Genomic DNA, 19,484 nt, shown 5'->3' with positions numbered 1-19,484 from the left:
CCGCGATCAAAAGTTGTTCGGGAAAGACGGGTAGCTAAGCCTGAACCAGCGGGCGCCACCAGCTTTCGTTATCCAGATACCAGTCCAGCGTGCGCTCAATACCGGTCTCGAAGGTCTCTGCGGGCGCGTAGCCCAGCTCGCTCATAATCCGGCTTGCATCAATGGCGTAACGCCAATCGTGTCCAGCCCGATCGGTGACAAAACGAATAAGACTACTCGCTGACTCGCCGCGACACTGGGGCGCATCGGGATAGCGCTCCTGCAAGGAAGGGTCTGTGGAAAATCTCGCATCGAGACGCTCGCAGAGCAGGTTCACAATGGCCAGATTGTTCCACTCGTTGTTTCCGCCGATGTTATAGCTCTCTCCGACCTTGCCTTTGCCCAGCACCAAATCAATACCGCGGCAGTGATCTTCTACATAAAGCCAGTCACGAATATTGCTGCCATCACCGTAGACAGGTAACTCGAGGCCGCGAAGGATATTGGTCATACACAGCGGTATCAGCTTCTCTGGAAAGTGAAAGGGGCCATAGTTGTTCGAGCAATTGCTTGTGCTGACCTGCAAGCCATAGGTGTGCTGATAAGCGCGCACCAAATGATCCGACGCAGCTTTGCTCGCGGAGTAGGGGGAGTTCGGCTGGTACTGCTGGGCTTCAAAAAAACCGGGGGCGTCAGGCGCGAGAGAGCCGTAAACCTCATCCGTTGACACATGGTGAAAGCGGTGCGGTTTTCCGTCTCCTTGCAACCAGACCGTGCGCGCTGCCTTGAGCAAACTGTGCGTACCAATGATGTTGGTCTCGATAAAAGCATCAGGACCCGTAATGGATCGGTCCACGTGACTTTCTGCCGCAAAGTGCACAAGCGTGTCTACTGATTCATCGCGCAGGAGCTGCGTGACCCGCGATTCATCACAGATATCAGCATGCACAAAACTAAAGTTGTCCTGGACTTCGACGGCGGCAAGATTGGCACGATTCCCTGCATAGGTCAGTGCGTCGTAGCCAATGACACGGTCATCGGGGTGCGCTCCCAGCCAGTAGTGCACAAAGTTTGAACCAATAAACCCCGCGGCTCCGGTCACCAGTAAGGTTTTAGGCATGATCGGCCTCCTTGAGTCGTGTGAGAACAGCGCGAAGCTGACTGCGCCAATGTGTCGGCGGTATTTCTAAATCCAGCCAGCTTCGTGTTTTGTCCAACACGCTGTAAGCCGGGCGCTGAGCTGGCGTCGGGTAGTCTTGCGTGCGAATAGGTTTGACTACCGCCACTTTGGACAGCAGACCCTGAGCCTTAGCCTCCTCGCCAATGGCCACGGCAAAGTCATACCAGCTGCAAACACCTGCATCACTCCAATGGTAAATCCCCGACAGCCCACGGCGATGCGCCGCGGCCCATAAGGCGCCCGCAAGTGATAAAGCATCTGTGGGCGTACCGACCTGATCGGACACCACGCTGATCTCATCGTGGGACTCGTGGAGTCGTAGCATGGTCCGCATAAAGTTCTGTCCGTCGTGGGAATAAACCCAGCCGGTTCGCAGAATCAAGGCATCAGCACCGGATTCCAGCGTCGCCTGCTCGCCCGCCTGCTTGCTGTGTCCGTAGACGCCCAATGGAGAGGTCTGGGCATCAACTGCATAGGGCGAACTGCTTAAGCCATCGAACACAAAGTCTGTTGATACATGAAAAAAGCGAATGCCGCGCTGTGCGCAGGCTCGGGACAGTATGCCCGGGGCTTCGGCATTTGCGGCAAAGGCGGCGGCTGATTCTTCTTCTGCGCGATCTACTGCAGTGTAAGCCGCGGCATTGATAAGCAGCTCGGGACGCTGCTTGTCGAGCGCCGCTGCGACGGCGGCAGGATCACAAATATCACACTCAGAGCGAGTCAAAGCGCAGACTTCAATCGACGACGGCGCGCTTGAGCACAGGGCTGATCCGAGCTGACCGCCAGCACCAGTTACCATCACTTTGCTTAGCTGTTTGTCACGCATGGCCACGACCGATTGCACAGATTAGAGTCACACCTCATTCGGTCTGAATATGGGCATCCAGCCAATCTACAAGCTCACCCAGCACCTGAGCTTGCTCGGGCTCATTAAAAATCTCGTGGTACAAGCCTGGATAAAGGCGCAGTGTCTTGTCCAAACTACCCACGCTGTCAAAGAAATGCTGCGACCCGCTAACAGCGGCCATGACGTCACCCTCGCCGTGCATCACCAGCACGGGCAATGCGATATCACTGCGACGTTTTTCGAGATTATCCATCGCTGCAAACAATTCAACGAGCAGACGAGCGGTGATTTTCCCGCTGTGAACCAAGGGGTCTTCCTGATAACGACGGACAACCTCTGCATCGCGACTGACCTCGCTTGCATCCAATTGCAATGCACCGAGCTTGGGAACAATAGACGCCAGGATCCTGTTAATAAAAATCGCTATGCCACTGGGAGGTACGGGCACCTCAAAGGCCGCTCCAGAGAAAGCCGCACCCGCAAACCGGGACTGGTTTTCAAGAAGGTAATTTCCCGCGATCAAGCCACCCATACTGTGCCCGATAATAAAACACGGAACACCGGGATAATCAGCTTCAATCTGCTCGCGCAGCGTATCCAAAGCTGGATAAAACTCAGCAAACTTATTGATAAAACAACGGTGACCTGGAGTCAGGCCATGCCCTGGATGATCGGGCGCAAAGCTCGCGATACTCCGCGCTGCCAGTGCCTCGGCAACATGCTGGTAACGCCCGCTATGCTCACCAAGCCCATGCACCATAAGAGCAACCGCCCGCGGAGATTCTACATTCCAACGGCGATAGAAAACGCCGCTGTCCAAAGTCAGTTCCTGTACTGCAAGGCCAGCGGTATCACTCATGATCTTATCTCTTATTAGCTCGGGGTTTGTGCCAGCGGTATTTACCTAGGCAACAGGCGTTAACCAGTCAGCATTCTGCGATCGATTTCCGCGCACGGCATCGAAATACATCGATTGCATTTGTTCAGTAATGGGACCCCGGCTGCCGTTGCCAATTTCACGCCCATCAAGCATACGAATAGGAACAACTTCTGCCGCAGTACCGGTAAAAAACGCTTCGTCAGCTACGTAGACTTCATCGCGGGTAATGCGCCGCTCGACAATTTCCAAACCCAACTCTTCGGCGAAGGCAAACACGGTAGCCCGGGTAATACCATCAAGGCAGGAGGTGAGCTCCGGCGTATGAATTTTTCCCCGACGAACAATAAATACGTTCTCACCGCTGCCCTCGGCGACATAACCCTCGTTGTCCAGCAGCAGAGCCTCCTCGGCTCCAGAATCCAGGGCCTCGCGCAGCGCCAGCATCGAGTTAATGTAGTTACCGTTAGCCTTGGCTTTACACATGGTGATGTTTACGTGATGACGGGTGTAGGACGAAGTACGCACCTTGATGCCGCGAGCAACGGCCTCGGGGTCCATGTAGGAGGGCCACTCCCAAGCTGCGACCATTACGTGGGTCTTGAGCCCGTCGGCGCGCAGTCCCATACCCTCTGAGCCGTAAAAGCACATGGGGCGCAGATAGGCTTCCTCCAGGTTGTTCTCACGAACAACAGCACGCTGCGCCTCATTGAGGGTTTCCTTGTCAAAGGGCATATCCATGGTGAGAATTTTTGCCGAATTAAAAAGACGCTCGGTATGCTCATTGAGTTTAAAAATGCAGGTGCCACGATCCGGCGTGTTGTAGGCACGCACGCCCTCGAATACGCCAAGCCCGTAATGCAGCGTATGCGTCAACACGTGCACTTTAGCCTCGCGCCAGGGAATCATCTCCCCGTCGAGCCAGATAGTGCCGTCGCGATCCGCAAAATTCATCTTGTTCTCCTACTTACTATTTATGTTTCCGCCGGGCTTGAGACCATTCTCAGCTATCGTCGGTACTGTTTTCGTCCCCTTGGACCTTCGCAAAAAGCGACTCCCAGGCTAGCTGGACGCTGCTACGCTCCGCGGCAAACTGCGTTGCGGGCAAATTCCGCGACTGCTGCTGAAGTGCTAACTGATGCGTGGCGCTTCGCAATTCCAGGTAGGCCTGCACTAAAGACTGGCACTGCTCCTTTTGTAAATAACCACTGTGTGCCAGCGTTTCCAGAATACGCACGTTATCCGACCAGTCAGCCAGCGACGGGTCTTGTGACGCCCAGGCAAGAACCGCGTATTGCACCATAAATTCGATATCCACGATACCGCCGAAGCCCTGCTTGAGGTCCAGTTCCGTGTCATCGACCGTCACCTTGGCATGACTGCGCATCTTCTCTCGCATGGACACCACTTCTCGGGCCAAAGCTGTGGTGTCGCGAGATTCACAGAGAATGCTGCGACGGAGATGTTCAACCTTTTCAGCCAGCATCTCATCACCCGCCACGGGCCGGGCTCGCACCAGGGCCTGATGCTCCCAGGTCCATGCATCGTTACGTTGATACTGCTCAAAGGCGCCCAGGGTCGATACCAGCATTCCCGAAGCGCCGGACGGTCGCAAGCGCATATCAACTTCGTAGAGCTGCCCCAGGCCCATACGAGTCTCGAGAATGTGAATCATTTTCTGACCCAGACGCATATAAAAGGTCGCGTTGTCGATGGGCCGCTCGCCGTCTGTGTACCCTCCGGCCGTCGCGTCATAGATAAAGACCAGATCAAGGTCCGAGGCGTAGCTCAGCTCGATACCCCCGAGTTTGCCATAGGCAAGTACAACAAAACCTCGTCCGGTACCCTCCCGCGAGGGCTCTCCATAACGCAGGGACAGCTGAGCCCAGGCAAGTGCCAAGACCTGCTCTAGACAAACCTCTGCGATAAAGCTGAGTTTGTCGCTGACTTTCATCAACGGCAGGCGGCCGGAGATTTCGCTCGCAGCAACTCGCAACACCTGAGAGGCTTTGAAGTACCGCAGAGCGTCCATGTGCCCTTCCAGATCGTCGACGGTCAATCTTGCCAACTGCTGGCGTAATTCAGATTGCAGTGTCTCCTTCTCAGGCGCTGTGTAAAGGCTGGCGCGATCAAGCAACTCATCCAGAAGTGCCGGGCGTGTGCTGAGTTGTTCGGCTATCCAGGGACTGGCGCCACATAGTGCGGCGAGGTCTGCAAGTGCTGGTGGGTTTTCGATGAGTAACAGAAGATAGGCGCTGCGCCTTGCCACCGCGCTCACCAATGGCAAGGCGCGCTCCAAAGCCAAATCCGGATGCTCTGACTCAGCGCAAGCCTCCAGCAACAATGGCATGAAGCGATCGAGACGCTCCCGGCCCTCAGCCTGGAGCCTTTGCACCCGCCGAGACTCAAACAGCGTTCGCAATCGCTCGGCGAGGCCATCCGCATTCGTGAAACCCAAGTCTGCGAGTTGCTCAGGGTTACAGTCAGCACCCCACAATCCTGCGCTCTGTGGTGCCGGCGTCGAATCCTCCGCCTCGGCAATAAGCGCCGCGAAATGTTTGGTGACGCTATCTCGATATGCATCGAGACCCGCCATAAACGCCGGGAAGTCCGCAAAACCCATGCAAAACGCCAGAGCCGCGCAGGCCAACTCCTGATCCGGGAGCTCCTGAGTTTGTCGATCCTCCCAAGCCTGAATCACATGCTCAACATCACGCAGGAATAGATAGGCGGCTTGCAGTTCCTGCACCACATCCTGTGGCAGGCATCCCAGATCAGCGCACTGTGTCAGCACAGCGAACAACTCCCGGCGCTGCAGTGTGCTGTCCCTGCCGCCTCGAATCAGCTGAAAACACTGGGCTATAAACTCGATTTCTCGAATCCCACCACTGCCGAGCTTCACGTTTCGCTGCAATCCGCGACGACGTACCTCCGCAACAATCAGTTGCTTCATGGAGCGCAAGCTTTCGATGGCGCTGTAATCGACGTAGCGGCGGTAAACAAATGGATGGAGGCAGGCCATAAGAGCTTGGCGATACTGAAGCTTGCCGGTAACAGGTCGCGCCTTGATCAGGGCATAGCGCTCCCAGTCCCGTCCCTGCTCCTGGTAATAAGCCTCCAGGCCCGCAAAACTCTGCACCAGAGACCCACTCTCACCATAGGGGCGCAGACGCATATCCACACGAAACACAAAGCCCTCGGCAGTCACGGGGTCCAAAAGTGCAATAAGTGCCCTGCCAACGCGGGTAAAAAACTCTTCATTGCTAATGGAGCGAGCCGCACCCTTGGTATTACCGCGCTCAGGGTAGGTAAAAATCAGATCAATATCAGAGGAGAGGTTGAGTTCATGAGCGCCGAGCTTACCCATGGCCAGCACCACAAGCTCCTGATGTTCACCACTGTCACTGCCAAGGGGTTGCCCGTACTTAGCCTCAAGTTCTGCAGTGCAATGCTTCAATCCATGGGTAATACAGGCGTCGGCCAGCCAGGATACGTCTCTTGTAGTCTCCAGCGTAGGAGCCAGACGATTAAGGTCGCGCCAGATAATGCGTAGCATCTGCCGCTGTCTAAAGCGTCGAAGCACCACGGTCGCTTCGTCATCACTTCCGGCAAGCAACTCACCCAGCTCAAACTCCAGCGCGCCTTCTCGTAGGGGCGTTTCAAGCTCGCCGGCGCTGCAAAGTTGTAGCAACAGCCAGGGTCGGCGACGCAGCGTCTCTGCTGCATAACGGGATCCGGCAAGCACCACTGCTAATTGCCGCGATAAACCTGGTTGCGCCAGCAGCGACTCAAGGGCGGCCTGCTGTGCGGAGCCCGCAGCATCAAGAATGGCATTCCAGGACTGCTCGACCGTGCCCTTGAGACTCTCCGGTAATGCGGGGTGCTTAATCATTGCTCGCTGCCCTCGCCACGCTAAATACAGTCGCAGCCATGTATTACTGACTTATCGCAGGAGCGACTCGCAGAACCTCTTCTACAGTGGTCTCGCCCCGGGCCACACGGTTGGCGCCACTGACACGCAGAAACTGCATGCCTTCGCTAAATGCGATATCGCGCAGACGCGCGGTATTAATGCTAGCCACAATCTCTTCCTGAATCGCAGGGCTGTTCACAAGTACCTCGTAAATACCGCGACGACCGCGATAGCCGGTATCCCGGCAGATTTTGCAGCCCACAGCTTCATAGATCTCCTTAGGGGCGGGGATATCAAACGGCTGCACCAACTCACGCCAACCGTGGACATCCGCAGGTTTCGCGCGTTTGCATTCGTCGCACAGAATACGCACCAGTCTTTGCGACATAATTCCACGCAAGGTCGCCTTCACCAAATATGCCGGGGCACCCAGCTCAAGCATGCGGGAAATCGAACTTGGAGAATCGTTGGTGTGCAGGGTGGACAACACCAGATGGCCGGTAAGCGCGGCCTGAATAGCCATATTGGCGGTTTCCAGGTCCCTGATCTCACCAATCATGATGATGTCGGGGTCCTGACGCATCAGGGTTCGCACCCCTGTGGAGAAATCTAAATCAATCGCGTGATTGACCTGCATTTGATTGAAGGAGCCCTCGACCATTTCGATGGGATCCTCAATGGTGCACACATTAACGGCGGTGGTCGCCAGTTGTCTGAGCGTTGAATACAGTGTGGTTGTTTTTCCGGAACCCGTGGGCCCCGTCACCAGCACAATGCCGTTCCCCGTACCGGTCATCGCGTGCCAGCGTGCCAGATCCTCATCAGCCAAACCCAATTCTTCAAAGCTCTTTTGCAGAACTTCGGGATCAAAGATACGCATTACCAGCTTTTCGCCAAAGGCCGTCGGTAACGTCGAGAGACGCAATTCTACCTCTGCACCCTCAGGACTTCGGGTTTTTAGGCGTCCGTCCTGAGGTCGACGCTTTTCAGCGACATCCATGCGACCCAGAATCTTGATGCGGCTGGTTACTGCCGCGCAAACCTGCTCCGGCAGCTCATACACTGTGTTGAGAACACCATCGATCCGAAAGCGTACGTTGCCAATACTCCGACGCGGCTCAATATGTATGTCACTGGCGCGCTGTTCAAAAGCATATTGCAGCAGCCAATCCACAATACTGACAATATGCTGGTCATTCGCATCTGGCTCACGCATAGAGCCCAGCTGGAGCATTTGCTCAATGTTGCCAATGTTTCCAGCAGCAGCGCCCCTGCCAGCTGCGCGTGCTCCTCGAACGGACCCTGCCATGGTGTAGAACTCGGCGGTGTAACGCTGCAAGTCGCGCGGATCAATAAGAACTCGGCGAATCTGCTTGCGCAGCACCTGCTCCAAATTGGCCTGCCAGGCGCGCTGATAAGGCTCGGCGCTAGCAATGACAACCTCCTCATCACTTACATCGACCGCGAGAATACGGTGTCGCTCAGCAAACGCCCGAGACATAACCTCCGAAACCTCCGCCACTTTGATCTTAAGTGGATCAATTTCGATAACCGCCTGGCCCGTGCGGCCACTAAGCCAGGCAAGGAGGGCCGCCATATCCAGCGTTTGATCGGGGTTTTCGAGGTCCTTCAACTTTTGTTCGGCGAGAAATACCAAAGGATGTATGGCACCCGGTGACAGGCCCTGCAGACGACGAAGGTCACCCGCAGCAATACGTCCATCGGTTAGCAAGCCCTCCAGCAGGGTCTTAAGCGTGAGCAAGCGCTCTAAGGGCTCGCTGATTTCAGGCTTAAACATGCAAAAACCCCTGTTTTTACGGCTAATGGCGCATGCGCATGCTATCACAGCCAAGCGCCCGGGCCCTCGACTTCACAGCAATAAACCCGTATTAATAGTAAGGTCATATTTCATAATTCGAGACAAGACAGATGACACAATCAGGCCCTATACTCCGCAACTTCGCGAGACTAGAGATTTCGGTTTCATGACGAGTCCTTTGGGCAAACTATTTGGCAGGTCGCCAATAGAACCAATTCAGCAGCATATGCAGCTCGCGCAGGAGACCGTGCAGCTTCTTTGTGAGTTGTTGGCGGCCAGTGCGGATCAGGACTGGACCCGGGTGGCGGAGATTCACAGCGTCATCGACAGTACCACCGGCGAAGCGCGAAAACTTCGACGGGAGATACGCCAGCAGCTCCCGCGAGGCCTGCTCCTTGCGATGCCGCGCTCGGATCTTCTTGAGCTTTTGGATATTCAAAATCGCATCACTGTCTGCGTAAGAGAGATCGCCAGGCCCGTAGCACTTCGGGGCATGCAGTTTCCTTCTGCACTTCAGACGATTCTCGACAAACTTTGCAGCCTTCTTGCGGCGACTGTCGGCGAGGCTTTGACCGCGATCCGTGAGCTTGATGAACTGATCAGTCAGGGCTTTGGCAAACATGAGCGTAAGATCATGCAAAAAATGCTGGGCTCGCTAGACCGCCAGGTAAGGCGTTGCGATACACAGCAACAACGCCTGGTGCGGCAACTCAGCAGAACAGAAGATAGTTTTCCGGTCCTTGACGCAATTTTTTATTACCAGATCGCCGCGGCACTTGCTCAGTTGGCAGATGCCTGCGGAGAAGTGGGTGAGCAGCTTGAACTGCTCTTAGCACGCTAGTCTTAACTGAACCTACGGATATTCGATCTTGGAAATAGTCACTGCCTATGGCCCCCAGTTTTTGGGTCTTGCCTGCATAGCCGGATTCTTCATGGCTTGGGGAATTGGTGCGAATGACGTAGCCAATGCCATGGGAACCTCCGTGGGCTCTGGCGCTCTGACCATTCGTCAGGCAATTCTCATCGCTATTGTCTTCGAGTTTCTTGGCGCTTATCTCGCCGGAGGCGAGGTTACCGAGACTATTCGAAAAGGCATCATTGACCCGGGACTGTTAGAGGGATCTCCGGAACTTTTAGTCTACGGCATGATGTCTGCCTTGTTTGCCGCAGGTACCTGGCTACTTATAGCCAGCGTCCGCGGGTGGCCAGTCTCAACGACGCACTCCATAGTCGGCGCTATTGTGGGCTTTGCAGCCGTAGGGATCTCCATGGACTCCGTGAACTGGGGGCAGGTCGGTACCATTGCCATGAGTTGGGTTATCTCGCCGGTGCTCGCAGGAAGCATCTCCTTTGCGCTGTTTATGAGCGTGAAAGTACTTATTCTCGACCATGATGACCCCTTTAAGCGCGCCAAGCGCTTGATACCCGTTTATATGTGGATTGTGGGATTCATGATCTCCATGGTGACCTTGCTTAAAGGCCTGAAGCATCTGGGCCTGGAGCTGGATTATGGCCTGGGATCAAAGTTTGCAAACGCCATGCCCCTGTCTTTTGCAGTTGGCCTCATCGTAGCCATTGTTGGGGCGCTGTTGTTACGCAACATCCAATTCGAAGACAACGAGGACAATCGTTTTGCCAGCGTGGAGCAGGTCTTTGGCGTATTGATGATGTTCACTGCATGTTCCATGGCCTTTGCCCACGGCTCCAACGATGTCGCCAATGCTATAGGGCCATTGGCAGCGATCACCAGCGTTGTGCAATCCGGCGGCGCGGTGAACGCAACTGCGGTAATGCCTGGTTGGATTCTCTTGATTGGTGCTCTGGGAATCGTTGCAGGACTGACCACATATGGATGGAAAGTAATTGCCACCGTAGGCAACAAAATCACAGAACTCACTCCCTCTCGCGGGTTTGCCGCCACCCTTGCCGCTGCAACTACAGTGGTCTTTGCCTCAGGCACCGGGCTACCCATCTCCACCACTCACACCCTGGTGGGCGCGGTACTTGGCGTTGGCCTTGCAAGGGGCATTGCGGCAATCGATTTACGCGTCATCGGTTCGATTTTTCTAAGCTGGCTCATCACGCTTCCGGCTGGTGCCGTACTGTCTATTATTTTCTTCTTTACGCTTCGCGGCATTTTTGGCTGAACCCAAAAGGTAAGCTATTCCCGTAGTAATTCAGCCACAGCGCACCTATGCTCGAAATATGACTGACCAACAGAACTCGCACATTTCATGGTTTCGTAATACCGCGCCGTATATCAACAGGCATCGCGGTTCGACCTTCGTGATCGTTATACCCGGAGCGGTGCAAGACAGCACTGCATTGCCGCGGTTGCTCAATGATCTTGCCTTACTTAGCAGTCTCGGAGTAAGACTGGTTTTGGTGTTTGGTAGTCGGCCGCAAATAGATCGCCGCCTGCAGGAGTATGGGGTCCCGAGCGCCTTCCACCGTGAGCATCGTATTACCGACAGCGAGTCCCTACCGCATGTGCTTCAAGTTGTCGGCGCCCAGCGTATAGAGCTGGAAGCGCTGCTGTCACTCGGCCTGCCTAATTCACCTATGCAAGGTGCCAAGCTGCGGGTTACCTCTGGGAACTTTGTTGTCGCTCAGCCCTTGGGCGTGGTGGACGGCATAGACTATCAGCTGACAGGTCGGGTGCGACGCGTAGACAGCGAGGGCATTGAATCCCTGCTCGAAAGCGGCAACCTGGTGCTCCTTTCATCTGTAGGTTACTCGCCCACTGGAGAAGCCTTCAATCTGGGCCTCGCCGATGTTGCCATCAGTGCCGCTCGGGATTTAAAGGCCGACAAGCTGATTGTTCTCGGTAGCAGCCCAGGCGTACATGATCGCGATGGCTCACTGATCAAGCAATACGCCGTGGATCAGCAGGCCGTGATTGACCCTACGGATGACGAAGAAGCCAGACTCCTGCACATGGCCTGTGCCGCTTGTCGTGCTGGCGTTCCCCGAAGTCATATTGTCAGCTTCTCTGACCCCGATGCCTTGTTGGCTGAGCTCTTTACCACGGACGGCAGCGGCACCCTGGTGGCGAGCCGTCCCTATGAGCAATCTCGCTGGGCCAGCATTGGAGATGTGGGCGGTGTTTTGGAACTCATTAGCCCTCTGGAAGAATCCGGCGTTTTACTCAAGCGCTCCAGAGAGCTGCTCGAGGCAGAGATAGGTCGTTTTAGAATTCTCGAGCGAGATGGCCGCACCATAGCCTGCGCAGCGCTATACCCCTTTTTAGAACAACAAAGCGCCGAACTGGCCTGCATTGTGTCGCATCCAGATTATCGGGGAGAACAGCGGGCAAAGCGACTCTTGCAGGAGTTGGAGCAAGAAGCTCTCGCGCAAGGACTTGCTGAGGTTTTCGTATTGACGACCCAGACGGCGCATTGGTTTCTTGAGCAGGGTTTTATAGAGAACGCTCTGGATACGTTGCCGCCGGCCCGCCAGGCCCTGTACAACTTGCAGCGTAACTCCAAGGTCTTTTCCAAGAAACTGACACAGCGCTCCTGACGCTCGCACCACTGGCTTTGCAAAATTGGCGTGGAAAACTAATGTGCGGCCGCCGACTGACTCTCACCCTGGCTAATCAGAAGACTGAGATCATCTCGAAACCCGTCAATCTTTTTATGCAAACGGATATCCTGTTTTTCACTGCGGTTGTTCAGCACATCCACCATTGCTGACTGCACAACGGAAGTGTTGTGATCGTAGAGCGCCTCGACCTCGGGATCGAGCCCGGCCTCCCAGTCATGAATAATCGCTATCACGCGCCGCTGCCAACCCGGTTCACGCTCCAATGCCCTGGCAAGCTTTGCAGTCCAGGCGCTACGTTCTTGCAGCCAGACAGCGTCGGAGCGCAGAAGCTCTCCCGCCGCCACTCGCAGACGCTCTTGCTGAGTCTTGTCTAGCCGCCCCAGATAGTCCTCGAGGGTTTCCTTCAGACTCTCAAAGGCATCTTTACGCATCTCCTCGTCATCACGGCTCAGATACTTGTCCTCGTACTTCCTTTGCTTTTTGTCCATCTGCGCAATGAAGTCTTTAATTTGCTCATCACGCAAATCTTCGCCAAGACGAAGAAGTAGCTCAAGGCCAGGATCGCGGATACGAAACCAGGCCTGCTCAGCGCGATCAGCATAGCTTTGCAGCTGCTCAACGTTCAGCGGAGCAGCGATGTTGCGATCCAGATCGCGCGACACCGTATTGAGGAACTCCAGATAACGCGGCAGCTCCTCGCGGCGATGCCAGTCGAGCATGGTCTCTAGCGCTAAATCCAGTTGCCCGGACTGTGCACGATCAAGATCAACGTAACGATCCAGGTACCAGGGCAGGATAAAATCGAGGCGGTTATAGAAGAACGTAGTACTGCTGCAAGCCGACAAAAAAAACAGCGAGGACAACAGTAGACACCATCGCCAAAGCCGCAGCCTCTGCCAAGCTTGAGAGCTCACAGGAATACTATTCGTACTCAAAACCATCGGTGGCAAACAGCATCTCGGGATTACGAAAACATTTGAACTCAAGGTGATTGCCCGCGGGATCACGGATAAAACAGGTGCGCTGTTCGCCGCGACGACCCGCAAATCGTGTAGTCGGCGCTATGGCATAACCCACTCCCGCCTCCTCAAGGCGACTCTGGAGCGCATCCCAGTCGTTCCAATCAAGCACGACGCCAAAGTGACTTGCCGGCACTGCCTCTCCATCAACCCCGTTGCGCGCTACCGCAGGTAAGTCTTCGATCGCTACTTTATGTACCACCAACTGATGTCCATAAAAGTCGTAGTCAATCCAACGCGGTGAGGATCGGCCTTGAGGGCAATTCAAAATTTCGCCATAGAATCCCGCTGCGGCTTCAAGGTCGTCCACAGGAAGTGCCAGATGAAAAGCAGTGCTAGGCATAATGTCTCCAGAACAATATTAGATATTAGCGATTTTCACCTTGCGGATCATAGCGAGTCTTTTGCTCAGGGGAAGACGCAAGTCGCATTTAGCCTGTGCTAATGTGCGGCGTTTGCTCATGGTGGCCAAGGCATGCTGGGTTTAGAAGAACTTTCACTGCGATTCGTTAATGCCGTTTGGGGCACGCCGCTGGTCACGCTGCTATTGGGGGGAGGACTGTTCTTTCTTATTTACTCCCGGGGTCTGCCCTATCGGCACTTTGGCCACGCGGTGGGCATTATGCTGGGCCGTCATGACACCCCGAACGAGGCCGGCGAGTTGTCCCATGGGCAGGCATTGGCAGCCGCGCTGTCCGGGACTATGGGACTTGGCAACATCGCAGGTGTTTCTCTGGCGATCGTCGCCGGTGGACCCGGCGCCGTGTTCTGGATGTGGATCTCTGCCCTTGTGGGTGTGGCGACCAAATTTTTTACCTGCTCCCTTGGAGTGATGTACCGCGGCGAAGACAGCCTTGGAAAACTCCAGGGCGGGCCCATGTATATCATTCGCGAGGCGCTACCCCGGAAGTTCTATCCTCTGGCAATTCTGTTTGCTGTCGCGGGTCTGGTGGGCACGCTTCCGCTGTTTCAGGCAAACCAACTCACCGCTCTTGTAGGCGACACGGTGTTTGCCGGTAACATGCCCGCATGGGGGGGGCCAGTCATCGGCCTATGCGTAGCGGCTTTAGTGGCGGGCGTCATCTTCGGCGGGCTTCCGCGGGTGGCCAGCGTCGCCATCACGGTCCTACCGAGCATGGTCGTGATCTACATGTTAATGACTCTCTACGTCATTATTAGTAACGCATCAATGGTACCCGCGGTGTTTGCCAGCATCGTCAGCGAAGCGTTCACTCCCCAGGCGGCCGGCGGCGGCTTTATTGGCACGTTGCTCATTGGCATCAGTCGCGGCGCGTTCTCCAACGAGGCGGGCGTGGGTACCGAGGTTATGGCGCATGGCGCGGCTCGCACTAACGAGCCGATTCGCGAAGGATTGGTCGCCATGCTCGGGCCGGTAATTGATACCTTGCTGGTGTGCACCTGCACCGCTTTGGTGATTTTGCTCACAGGCCAGTGGCAAGTGCCGGGCGAGCTGTCGGGGATCACACTCACAGCCAACGCATTTGTGGGTGAGATGGGCCGCTTCGGTTTGATACCTCTGGCTTTTGTCACGCTGGTCCTGAGCACCACCACGATGTTTACCGGCTGGTACTACGGAGCCAAGTGCTTTGGCTTTTTGTTCGGCGCACATCTCCAGCACCACTTTCGCTGGGTATTTGTAGCAACGGTAGTCATCGGCGCGAGCGTGAGCATCGATGTGGTGTTCAACATTATTTCTGGTGCCTATGGACTCATGGCAATACCCACCATGGTGAGTACGCTAGTGCTGGCACCTAGAGTGATGGCCGCTGGGCGAGATTATTTTACTCGCCACCCCTATTGAGGCGGCGATCAGGATAGGCGCTCGGGACTCTAGGCTGCGGCGCTGGTCGATAGTCCCGGTGAACGGCTCAGCGCACCAAGGATAGCCAGCAGAGACGCCTGCACGATATCGTGGCTGCGCCCTACGCCGCAGCTGCGATCCCCATCAATGTTGAGCTGGATATAGCAAACCGCTTCTGCGTCAGCGCTTTGTGACAGCGCGTGCTCACTGTACTCCACCAGTACGATGGACTTACCAACAAAACCCTCCAGAGCATTAACGAACGCGGCCACAACACCGTTGCCGGTACCGGCAAGTTGCCGGGACTGGGCTCCGTCCTGAATCGTCAGCTGTAACTTGTCGACGCCATCGGCGCGACTGAGCTGATAGTCGTGCAAGCGCCAACGGGGCGTTTCGGGCAAATAGGTTTGCTCAAAAAGGCTGTGAATTTCCGTTGAGCCGACCTCTCCCTCAGTGTCTTCTGCGTACGCCTGCACCGTGGCACTAAAGTCGATTTGCAGCCACCGCGGAAGGTCATAGCCGTGGTCAGCCTGCATAACATAAGCAACACCACCTTTCCCCGATTGACTGTTGATGCGGATGACCTCCTGATAGGAGCGTCCAATGTCGGCCGGATCGATAGGCAGGTAAGCCACTTGCCAGGGTTGGCTCTCATCTTCCCGCTTGGTGAGACACTTTTTGATGGCGTCCTGATGACTGCCAGAAAACGCGGTAAACACCAGCTCGCCCGCATAGGGGTGTCGTGGATGCACGGGCAACTGCGTACAGGCTTTTACGGTTTCAATAATCTCATCCATTCCCGCTAACTGAAGCTGTGGGTCAACGCCCTGGCTGTAGAGATTCATAGCCATGGTAATAATGTCCATGTTGCCCGTTCTCTCGCCGTTACCCATGAGCGTTCCTTCGATGCGATCTGCTCCGGCCATAACGCCGAGTTCTGCTGCCGCCACAGCACAGCCTCGATCGTTGTGGGTGTGCAAGGACACAATAATGCTGTCGCGCCGTGCCACATGATCACAAAACCACTCGATCTGATCGGCGTAGACGTTGGGTGTGCTCATCTCCACTGTCGCCGGGAGATTAATGATGACTTTTTTGTCCGGCGTGGGCTCCCAGACACTGGTTACGGCATCGCAGACTTCTACGGCGTAATCCAACTCGGTGCCGGTAAAACTCTCTGGTGAGTACTCAAAGGTCCAGTCAGTATCTGGATAACGGCTCGCGTAATCCTTAACCAGGCGCGCGCCGTTCTCGGCAATAGCCTTGATACCTTCGCGGTCCAGACCAAACACCTGCTCGCGCTGCACGGTCGACGTAGAGTTGTAGACATGCACTATGGCCCGGGGCACACCTTCCAGAGATTCAAAGGTCCTGGCAATCAACTCTTCTCTAGCCTGAGTGAGCACCTGAATCGTGACATCCTCGGGAATACGGTTGTTTTCAATGAGATTGCGCACGAAGGCAAAGTCATGACCTGATGCCGACGGGAAGCCGACCTCAATTTCTTTAAAGCCGAGCTTGAGCAGCAAATCCCACATCCGAGACTTCTGCGAGGCGGTCATAGGCTCGATAAGCGCCTGATTTCCGTCACGTAGATCAACGCTACACCAACCCGGCGCGCGACGGATCTGACGATCGGGCCAGCGCCGGGAGGTCATCGGTACAGGAGGAAACGCGGGGTATCGACGGTAATCAAAGCGACTCATGTTCAATTCCAAAAATTTTGCTAATCAGCAATCTATCACTCAACAGGGAAGGCGATTTTAACAGCGAGCAGCTGCACGCACACCCAAAGCTGCAATGTGAAGAGGGGGCTGGCGACGTTGCCCGGCAGGCGTACCTTGTGAGCATTGCCGACGTTGCTTAGGGAGTGGCTAATCAACGGCGGGACAACGTTTGCACCAGAGACACAAATTATAGGCCCCACCGCGTAGCTAATTACTGCAAACTGACGCCTGTTTTGCACTTTAAATAGGTATATTCTCTATGAAATAATTTATTTTGAGCTAATGTAGCTATTTTAGTGTCTTTGCCTGGAGTTTATAACTGTGCCTACGCCTGAACTGGATCGCCTTGATCGCCGCATTCTCGAGCGCCTGCAGGCCGATTCACGAATCAGCAATCTGGATCTGGCTGCCGCGGTAGGGCTATCACCCACACCCTGTGCACGCCGCGTCAGACGCCTGGAAGAATCCGGACTGATTCGTGGACATGTGACCTTGCTTGATCAGCAGCAGCTCGGCCTGAGTCTCACCGCGTTCATCAGTATCAGCATGGATCGGCATACGCCCGATCGCTTTGAGGCATTTGAAGAAGCTGTCCGTGACTACCCAGAAGTTGTGGAGTGCAATGTTGTCACTGGCCAGAATTCAGACTACCTCGTGCAGGCTGTGGTTCCTGATATGACGTATTACGAGCGCTTTCTTCTCGGTCGGCTCACGCGTATTCCGGGCGTCACCGGTGTGCACTCCAGCTTTGTACTGCGCAGAGTGGTCCAGCGCACGGCGCTGCCTTTGGAACACACGGCGCGCGAAAATGGATGAGCTAGCGCGACAATCCAGCCAAGGGCCAGGACGGTATCTGCCCACAGCCCAAATCCTGATACTCCCGGGTCACGAACTGCTCGCTCAATCCATTGTTGTTCAAAAACAAATCAACATAGAGCGCACAGCGTAAACGCTCGGGTAAAGTGTCTTCGGCTGCCAGACGGCGTTTCACATCATCTACGGTGACGGTGAGGGACTCTGGACGCACCCCGCCGTCCTCCTTGCTATCCAGAAGCATCAGCAGGGGTTCATCTACACTCCAACTTGGCCATGCCACTTGCCCGGCGCTTCGCCCGCTACCAGGCCGTCCGCTATAGGCAAACCCTGCCCAGTAATCTCGCATCGTGCGCCCCAGCGCCTCCCGCTCCTGCCGATTACCCTCATAGAAAACCCCGGGAACCACTCGACTAATTAAGGGGCCAAACAAAAAATCCAACTCCAGTGCATGGGCAGCACCGAGTAACTGCGGCAAATCTACCAACCAGTTTTTGCGCATGCTGTCCCAGTCGAAACGGTAGGCGTACAAATTGCTCTTTGAGCTACCTTGACTGATTAGCGACAAAGGAAGATCAACCCCCAAGGCCTTCCATCCATCGCTGTGAAACCGGTTGAGCAAGTCGTAGCGCTCGGCATCGCGCGGTGCCGGTATGAAGCCAAAGCGCTTACCCGCATGCTGATCCGACAGAGCAAGAAACAGTTTCATCTCATCGCGATTACTGCCCACCATTAGGGGCATTTGGTTCCAGCGCGTGGGGTCGGCAAATACCTCTGTAAGCGGCTCTTTGGGCAACACCACGCCATCACGAAACAAGGCAGGCGCGGAGTACATTCCACCGGGAACCTGCAGCGGGGCCAGCAGCTGTTCTACGCTAATGCCGCGCAAGTATTGCGCGAGATCCTTCGCAGGCATGCGATCGAGGCGTTCAACGCCCCCTGGCTCATCACCCTGCGCAAGCCAGGCGAGAGCCAGGGCATAGGAACCATTGGGGTGTCCCGGCTGCGGATCGTCCGCGGGCTTCTCGGCCCGTGCTCGGGTGAACGTGCCGGGAAAGCCACTTTGAATAATCGCGCCATGAAATAAATCCGCAGCCAGCGGCGAGGCCAACAGGCCATAGATATTCCGTCCTCCGGCGGACTCGCCAAAAACCGTCACTCGCGCAGAATCACCGCCAAAGTTTTCGATATTGTCTCGCACCCATTTCAGGGCAGCGATCATATCCAGCAAAGCAAAGTTGCCCGAGGCATCTTCAGGCGATGCTCCATCGCGCAGGGCAGCGTGGCTTAACCAACCTAAAGGCCCCAGACGATAATTCAGGGTGACCATCACTACGCCTTGCTCTTGTACAAAAGCAGACCCTTCGTAGGGGATGGCTGAACCAATGGTGTTGCCACCACCATGGATATAGACCATCACGGGCAAGGCCGCGTCACTTCCAACTCCACCCGGGGAAAACACATTCAATGACAGGCAATCTTCGCTACCGATTAGTGTCCCGGGCTCAGCATTAGACGCAGACAGGCGGCTGGCAAATTGCGGACACACAGATCCAAAGGCGAGGCTCTGCCGGGCATTGAACCAATCTGCAGCTGGCGCTGGCGCGCGCCAGCGCTTCTCGCCCACCGGGGCTGCTGCGTAGGGAATCCCAAGCCAAACCTGTGCTCCCGGGCGGCTAATGCCCCCAAGCACCGGGCCGGATGCAGTATCACGAAGCGTGCTCATATCTGCCTGTAGCAAAAGCGGACCATCGCTTGTGTCCTGGCGATCCAAAAACAAACCACCAACGACCAAAACCAAACCCGTAATAAGTACTAGCCAACGCATTAGATTCTCCTTTGTGCCGGTACTGTAACGCTAGCGAAGGCTCCTTAGAACAGGCGTTGCAAAAGGACGCTGCCTTCTTGATGCCGCTGTTTCATTTCAAACTGTTACCGTAGT

At 55.5% G+C, this 19,484-nt stretch carries 15 protein-coding genes; 5 read left to right on the top strand and 10 right to left on the bottom strand.

Annotated elements, in window-relative coordinates; translation table 11 throughout:
- Positions 1-34 precede the first annotated feature (34 nt).
- The 6 genes from rfbB to R0135_RS12120 are packed head-to-tail and all read right to left on the bottom strand — an operon-like array spanning position 35 to position 8,594.
- Complete coding sequence (gene rfbB / locus R0135_RS12145; protein WP_407347125.1) at positions 35-1,099, bottom strand: dTDP-glucose 4,6-dehydratase; 1,065 nt, start codon at positions 1,097-1,099, stop codon at positions 35-37.
- Positions 1,092-2,003 carry a dTDP-4-dehydrorhamnose reductase gene (rfbD, locus tag R0135_RS12140; protein ID WP_407347124.1) on the bottom strand — a complete coding sequence of 304 codons (912 nt, stop codon included), beginning with the start codon at positions 2,001-2,003 and terminating at the stop codon, positions 1,092-1,094. The genes rfbB and rfbD overlap by 8 nt, the downstream gene beginning before the upstream one ends.
- 16 nt (positions 2,004-2,019) lie before the next feature.
- Entirely contained in the window at positions 2,020-2,865 is an 846-nt protein-coding gene (locus R0135_RS12135; RefSeq protein ID WP_407347123.1) for an alpha/beta hydrolase, read from the bottom strand.
- 45 nt (positions 2,866-2,910) lie between these two features.
- Entirely contained in the window at positions 2,911-3,837 is a 927-nt protein-coding gene (locus R0135_RS12130) for a branched-chain amino acid transaminase (RefSeq protein ID WP_407347122.1), read from the bottom strand.
- 49 nt (positions 3,838-3,886) lie between these two features.
- On the bottom strand, positions 3,887-6,775 hold the full coding sequence (gene glnE, locus R0135_RS12125; RefSeq protein ID WP_407347121.1) for a bifunctional [glutamate--ammonia ligase]-adenylyl-L-tyrosine phosphorylase/[glutamate--ammonia-ligase] adenylyltransferase: 2,889 nt from the start codon (positions 6,773-6,775) through the stop codon (positions 3,887-3,889).
- Between the two features lie 43 nt (positions 6,776-6,818).
- A complete protein-coding gene (locus tag R0135_RS12120) occupies positions 6,819-8,594 on the bottom strand; it encodes a GspE/PulE family protein (protein WP_407347120.1) in 1,776 nt (591 codons plus the stop codon).
- A gap of 247 nt (positions 8,595-8,841) precedes the next feature.
- Between R0135_RS12120 and R0135_RS12115 the strand changes: the two genes are divergently transcribed.
- The 3 genes from R0135_RS12115 to argA are packed head-to-tail and all read left to right on the top strand — an operon-like array spanning position 8,842 to position 12,137.
- A complete protein-coding gene (locus R0135_RS12115; RefSeq protein ID WP_407347119.1) occupies positions 8,842-9,456 on the top strand; it encodes a DUF47 family protein in 615 nt (204 codons plus the stop codon).
- A 28-nt stretch (positions 9,457-9,484) separates the two neighbouring features.
- Complete coding sequence (locus R0135_RS12110; protein WP_407347118.1) at positions 9,485-10,762, top strand: inorganic phosphate transporter; 1,278 nt, start codon at positions 9,485-9,487, stop codon at positions 10,760-10,762.
- 58 nt (positions 10,763-10,820) lie between these two features.
- Positions 10,821-12,137, top strand: a complete 1,317-nt coding sequence (gene argA / locus R0135_RS12105; RefSeq protein WP_407347116.1) for an amino-acid N-acetyltransferase — start codon at positions 10,821-10,823, stop codon at positions 12,135-12,137.
- Positions 12,138-12,175: 38 nt separating this feature from the next.
- Here the strand turns inward: argA and R0135_RS12100 are convergent, their stop codons facing one another.
- The gene (locus tag R0135_RS12100) at positions 12,176-13,024 is read right to left on the bottom strand and encodes a DUF6279 family lipoprotein (RefSeq protein WP_407347115.1); all 849 of its coding nucleotides are present in this window, start codon (positions 13,022-13,024) and stop codon (positions 12,176-12,178) included.
- A 58-nt stretch (positions 13,025-13,082) separates the two neighbouring features.
- Positions 13,083-13,523 carry a VOC family protein gene (locus R0135_RS12095; protein ID WP_407347114.1) on the bottom strand — a complete coding sequence of 147 codons (441 nt, stop codon included), beginning with the start codon at positions 13,521-13,523 and terminating at the stop codon, positions 13,083-13,085.
- Between the two features lie 132 nt (positions 13,524-13,655).
- Here R0135_RS12095 and R0135_RS12090 point away from each other — a divergent pair, with 132 nt between their 5' ends.
- Positions 13,656-15,002 (top strand): alanine/glycine:cation symporter family protein, encoded by a 1,347-nt coding sequence (locus tag R0135_RS12090; protein ID WP_407347113.1) that lies wholly within the window; start codon positions 13,656-13,658, stop codon positions 15,000-15,002.
- 29 nt (positions 15,003-15,031) lie between these two features.
- On the opposite strand, the gene leuA is transcribed toward R0135_RS12090, so the two are convergent.
- Positions 15,032-16,708, bottom strand: coding sequence for a 2-isopropylmalate synthase (gene leuA / locus R0135_RS12085; RefSeq protein WP_407347112.1), 1,677 nt, complete (start codon positions 16,706-16,708; stop codon positions 15,032-15,034).
- A 342-nt stretch (positions 16,709-17,050) separates the two neighbouring features.
- Between leuA and R0135_RS12080 the strand changes: the two genes are divergently transcribed.
- Positions 17,051-17,545, top strand: a complete 495-nt coding sequence (locus R0135_RS12080; RefSeq protein ID WP_407347111.1) for an Lrp/AsnC family transcriptional regulator — start codon at positions 17,051-17,053, stop codon at positions 17,543-17,545.
- A 1-nt stretch (position 17,546) separates the two neighbouring features.
- On the opposite strand, the gene R0135_RS12075 is transcribed toward R0135_RS12080, so the two are convergent.
- Positions 17,547-19,370 (bottom strand): carboxylesterase/lipase family protein, encoded by a 1,824-nt coding sequence (locus R0135_RS12075; protein WP_407347110.1) that lies wholly within the window; start codon positions 19,368-19,370, stop codon positions 17,547-17,549.
- Between the last annotated feature and the right edge of the window lie 114 nt (positions 19,371-19,484).

Origin of the sequence: Congregibacter variabilis (assembly GCF_045689235.1) — a bacterium.
GTDB lineage: Bacteria > Pseudomonadota > Gammaproteobacteria > Pseudomonadales > Halieaceae > Congregibacter > Congregibacter variabilis.
The sequence above is the reverse complement of the archived record's forward strand: the minus strand, read 5'-3'. Positions and strand labels throughout refer to the sequence as shown.

Excerpts from the sequence above, each read along its gene's own strand:
- R0135_RS12120 (WP_407347120.1), bottom strand. The coding sequence starts at position 8,594 with ATGTTTAAGCCTGAAATCAGCGAGCCCTTAGAGCGCTTGCTCACGCTT.
- R0135_RS12075 (WP_407347110.1), bottom strand. The coding sequence starts at position 19,370 with ATGCGTTGGCTAGTACTTATTACGGGTTTGGTTTTGGTCGTTGGTGGT.
- R0135_RS12090 (WP_407347113.1), top strand. The coding sequence starts at position 13,656 with ATGCTGGGTTTAGAAGAACTTTCACTGCGATTCGTTAATGCCGTTTGG.
- rfbB (WP_407347125.1), bottom strand. The coding sequence starts at position 1,099 with ATGCCTAAAACCTTACTGGTGACCGGAGCCGCGGGGTTTATTGGTTCA.
- argA (WP_407347116.1), top strand. The coding sequence starts at position 10,821 with ATGACTGACCAACAGAACTCGCACATTTCATGGTTTCGTAATACCGCG.
- R0135_RS12115 (WP_407347119.1), top strand. The coding sequence starts at position 8,842 with ATGCAGCTCGCGCAGGAGACCGTGCAGCTTCTTTGTGAGTTGTTGGCG.
- R0135_RS12130 (WP_407347122.1), bottom strand. The coding sequence starts at position 3,837 with ATGAATTTTGCGGATCGCGACGGCACTATCTGGCTCGACGGGGAGATG.
- R0135_RS12135 (WP_407347123.1), bottom strand. The coding sequence starts at position 2,865 with ATGAGTGATACCGCTGGCCTTGCAGTACAGGAACTGACTTTGGACAGC.
- R0135_RS12095 (WP_407347114.1), bottom strand. The coding sequence starts at position 13,523 with ATGCCTAGCACTGCTTTTCATCTGGCACTTCCTGTGGACGACCTTGAA.
- glnE (WP_407347121.1), bottom strand. The coding sequence starts at position 6,775 with ATGATTAAGCACCCCGCATTACCGGAGAGTCTCAAGGGCACGGTCGAG.
- leuA (WP_407347112.1), bottom strand. The coding sequence starts at position 16,708 with ATGAGTCGCTTTGATTACCGTCGATACCCCGCGTTTCCTCCTGTACCG.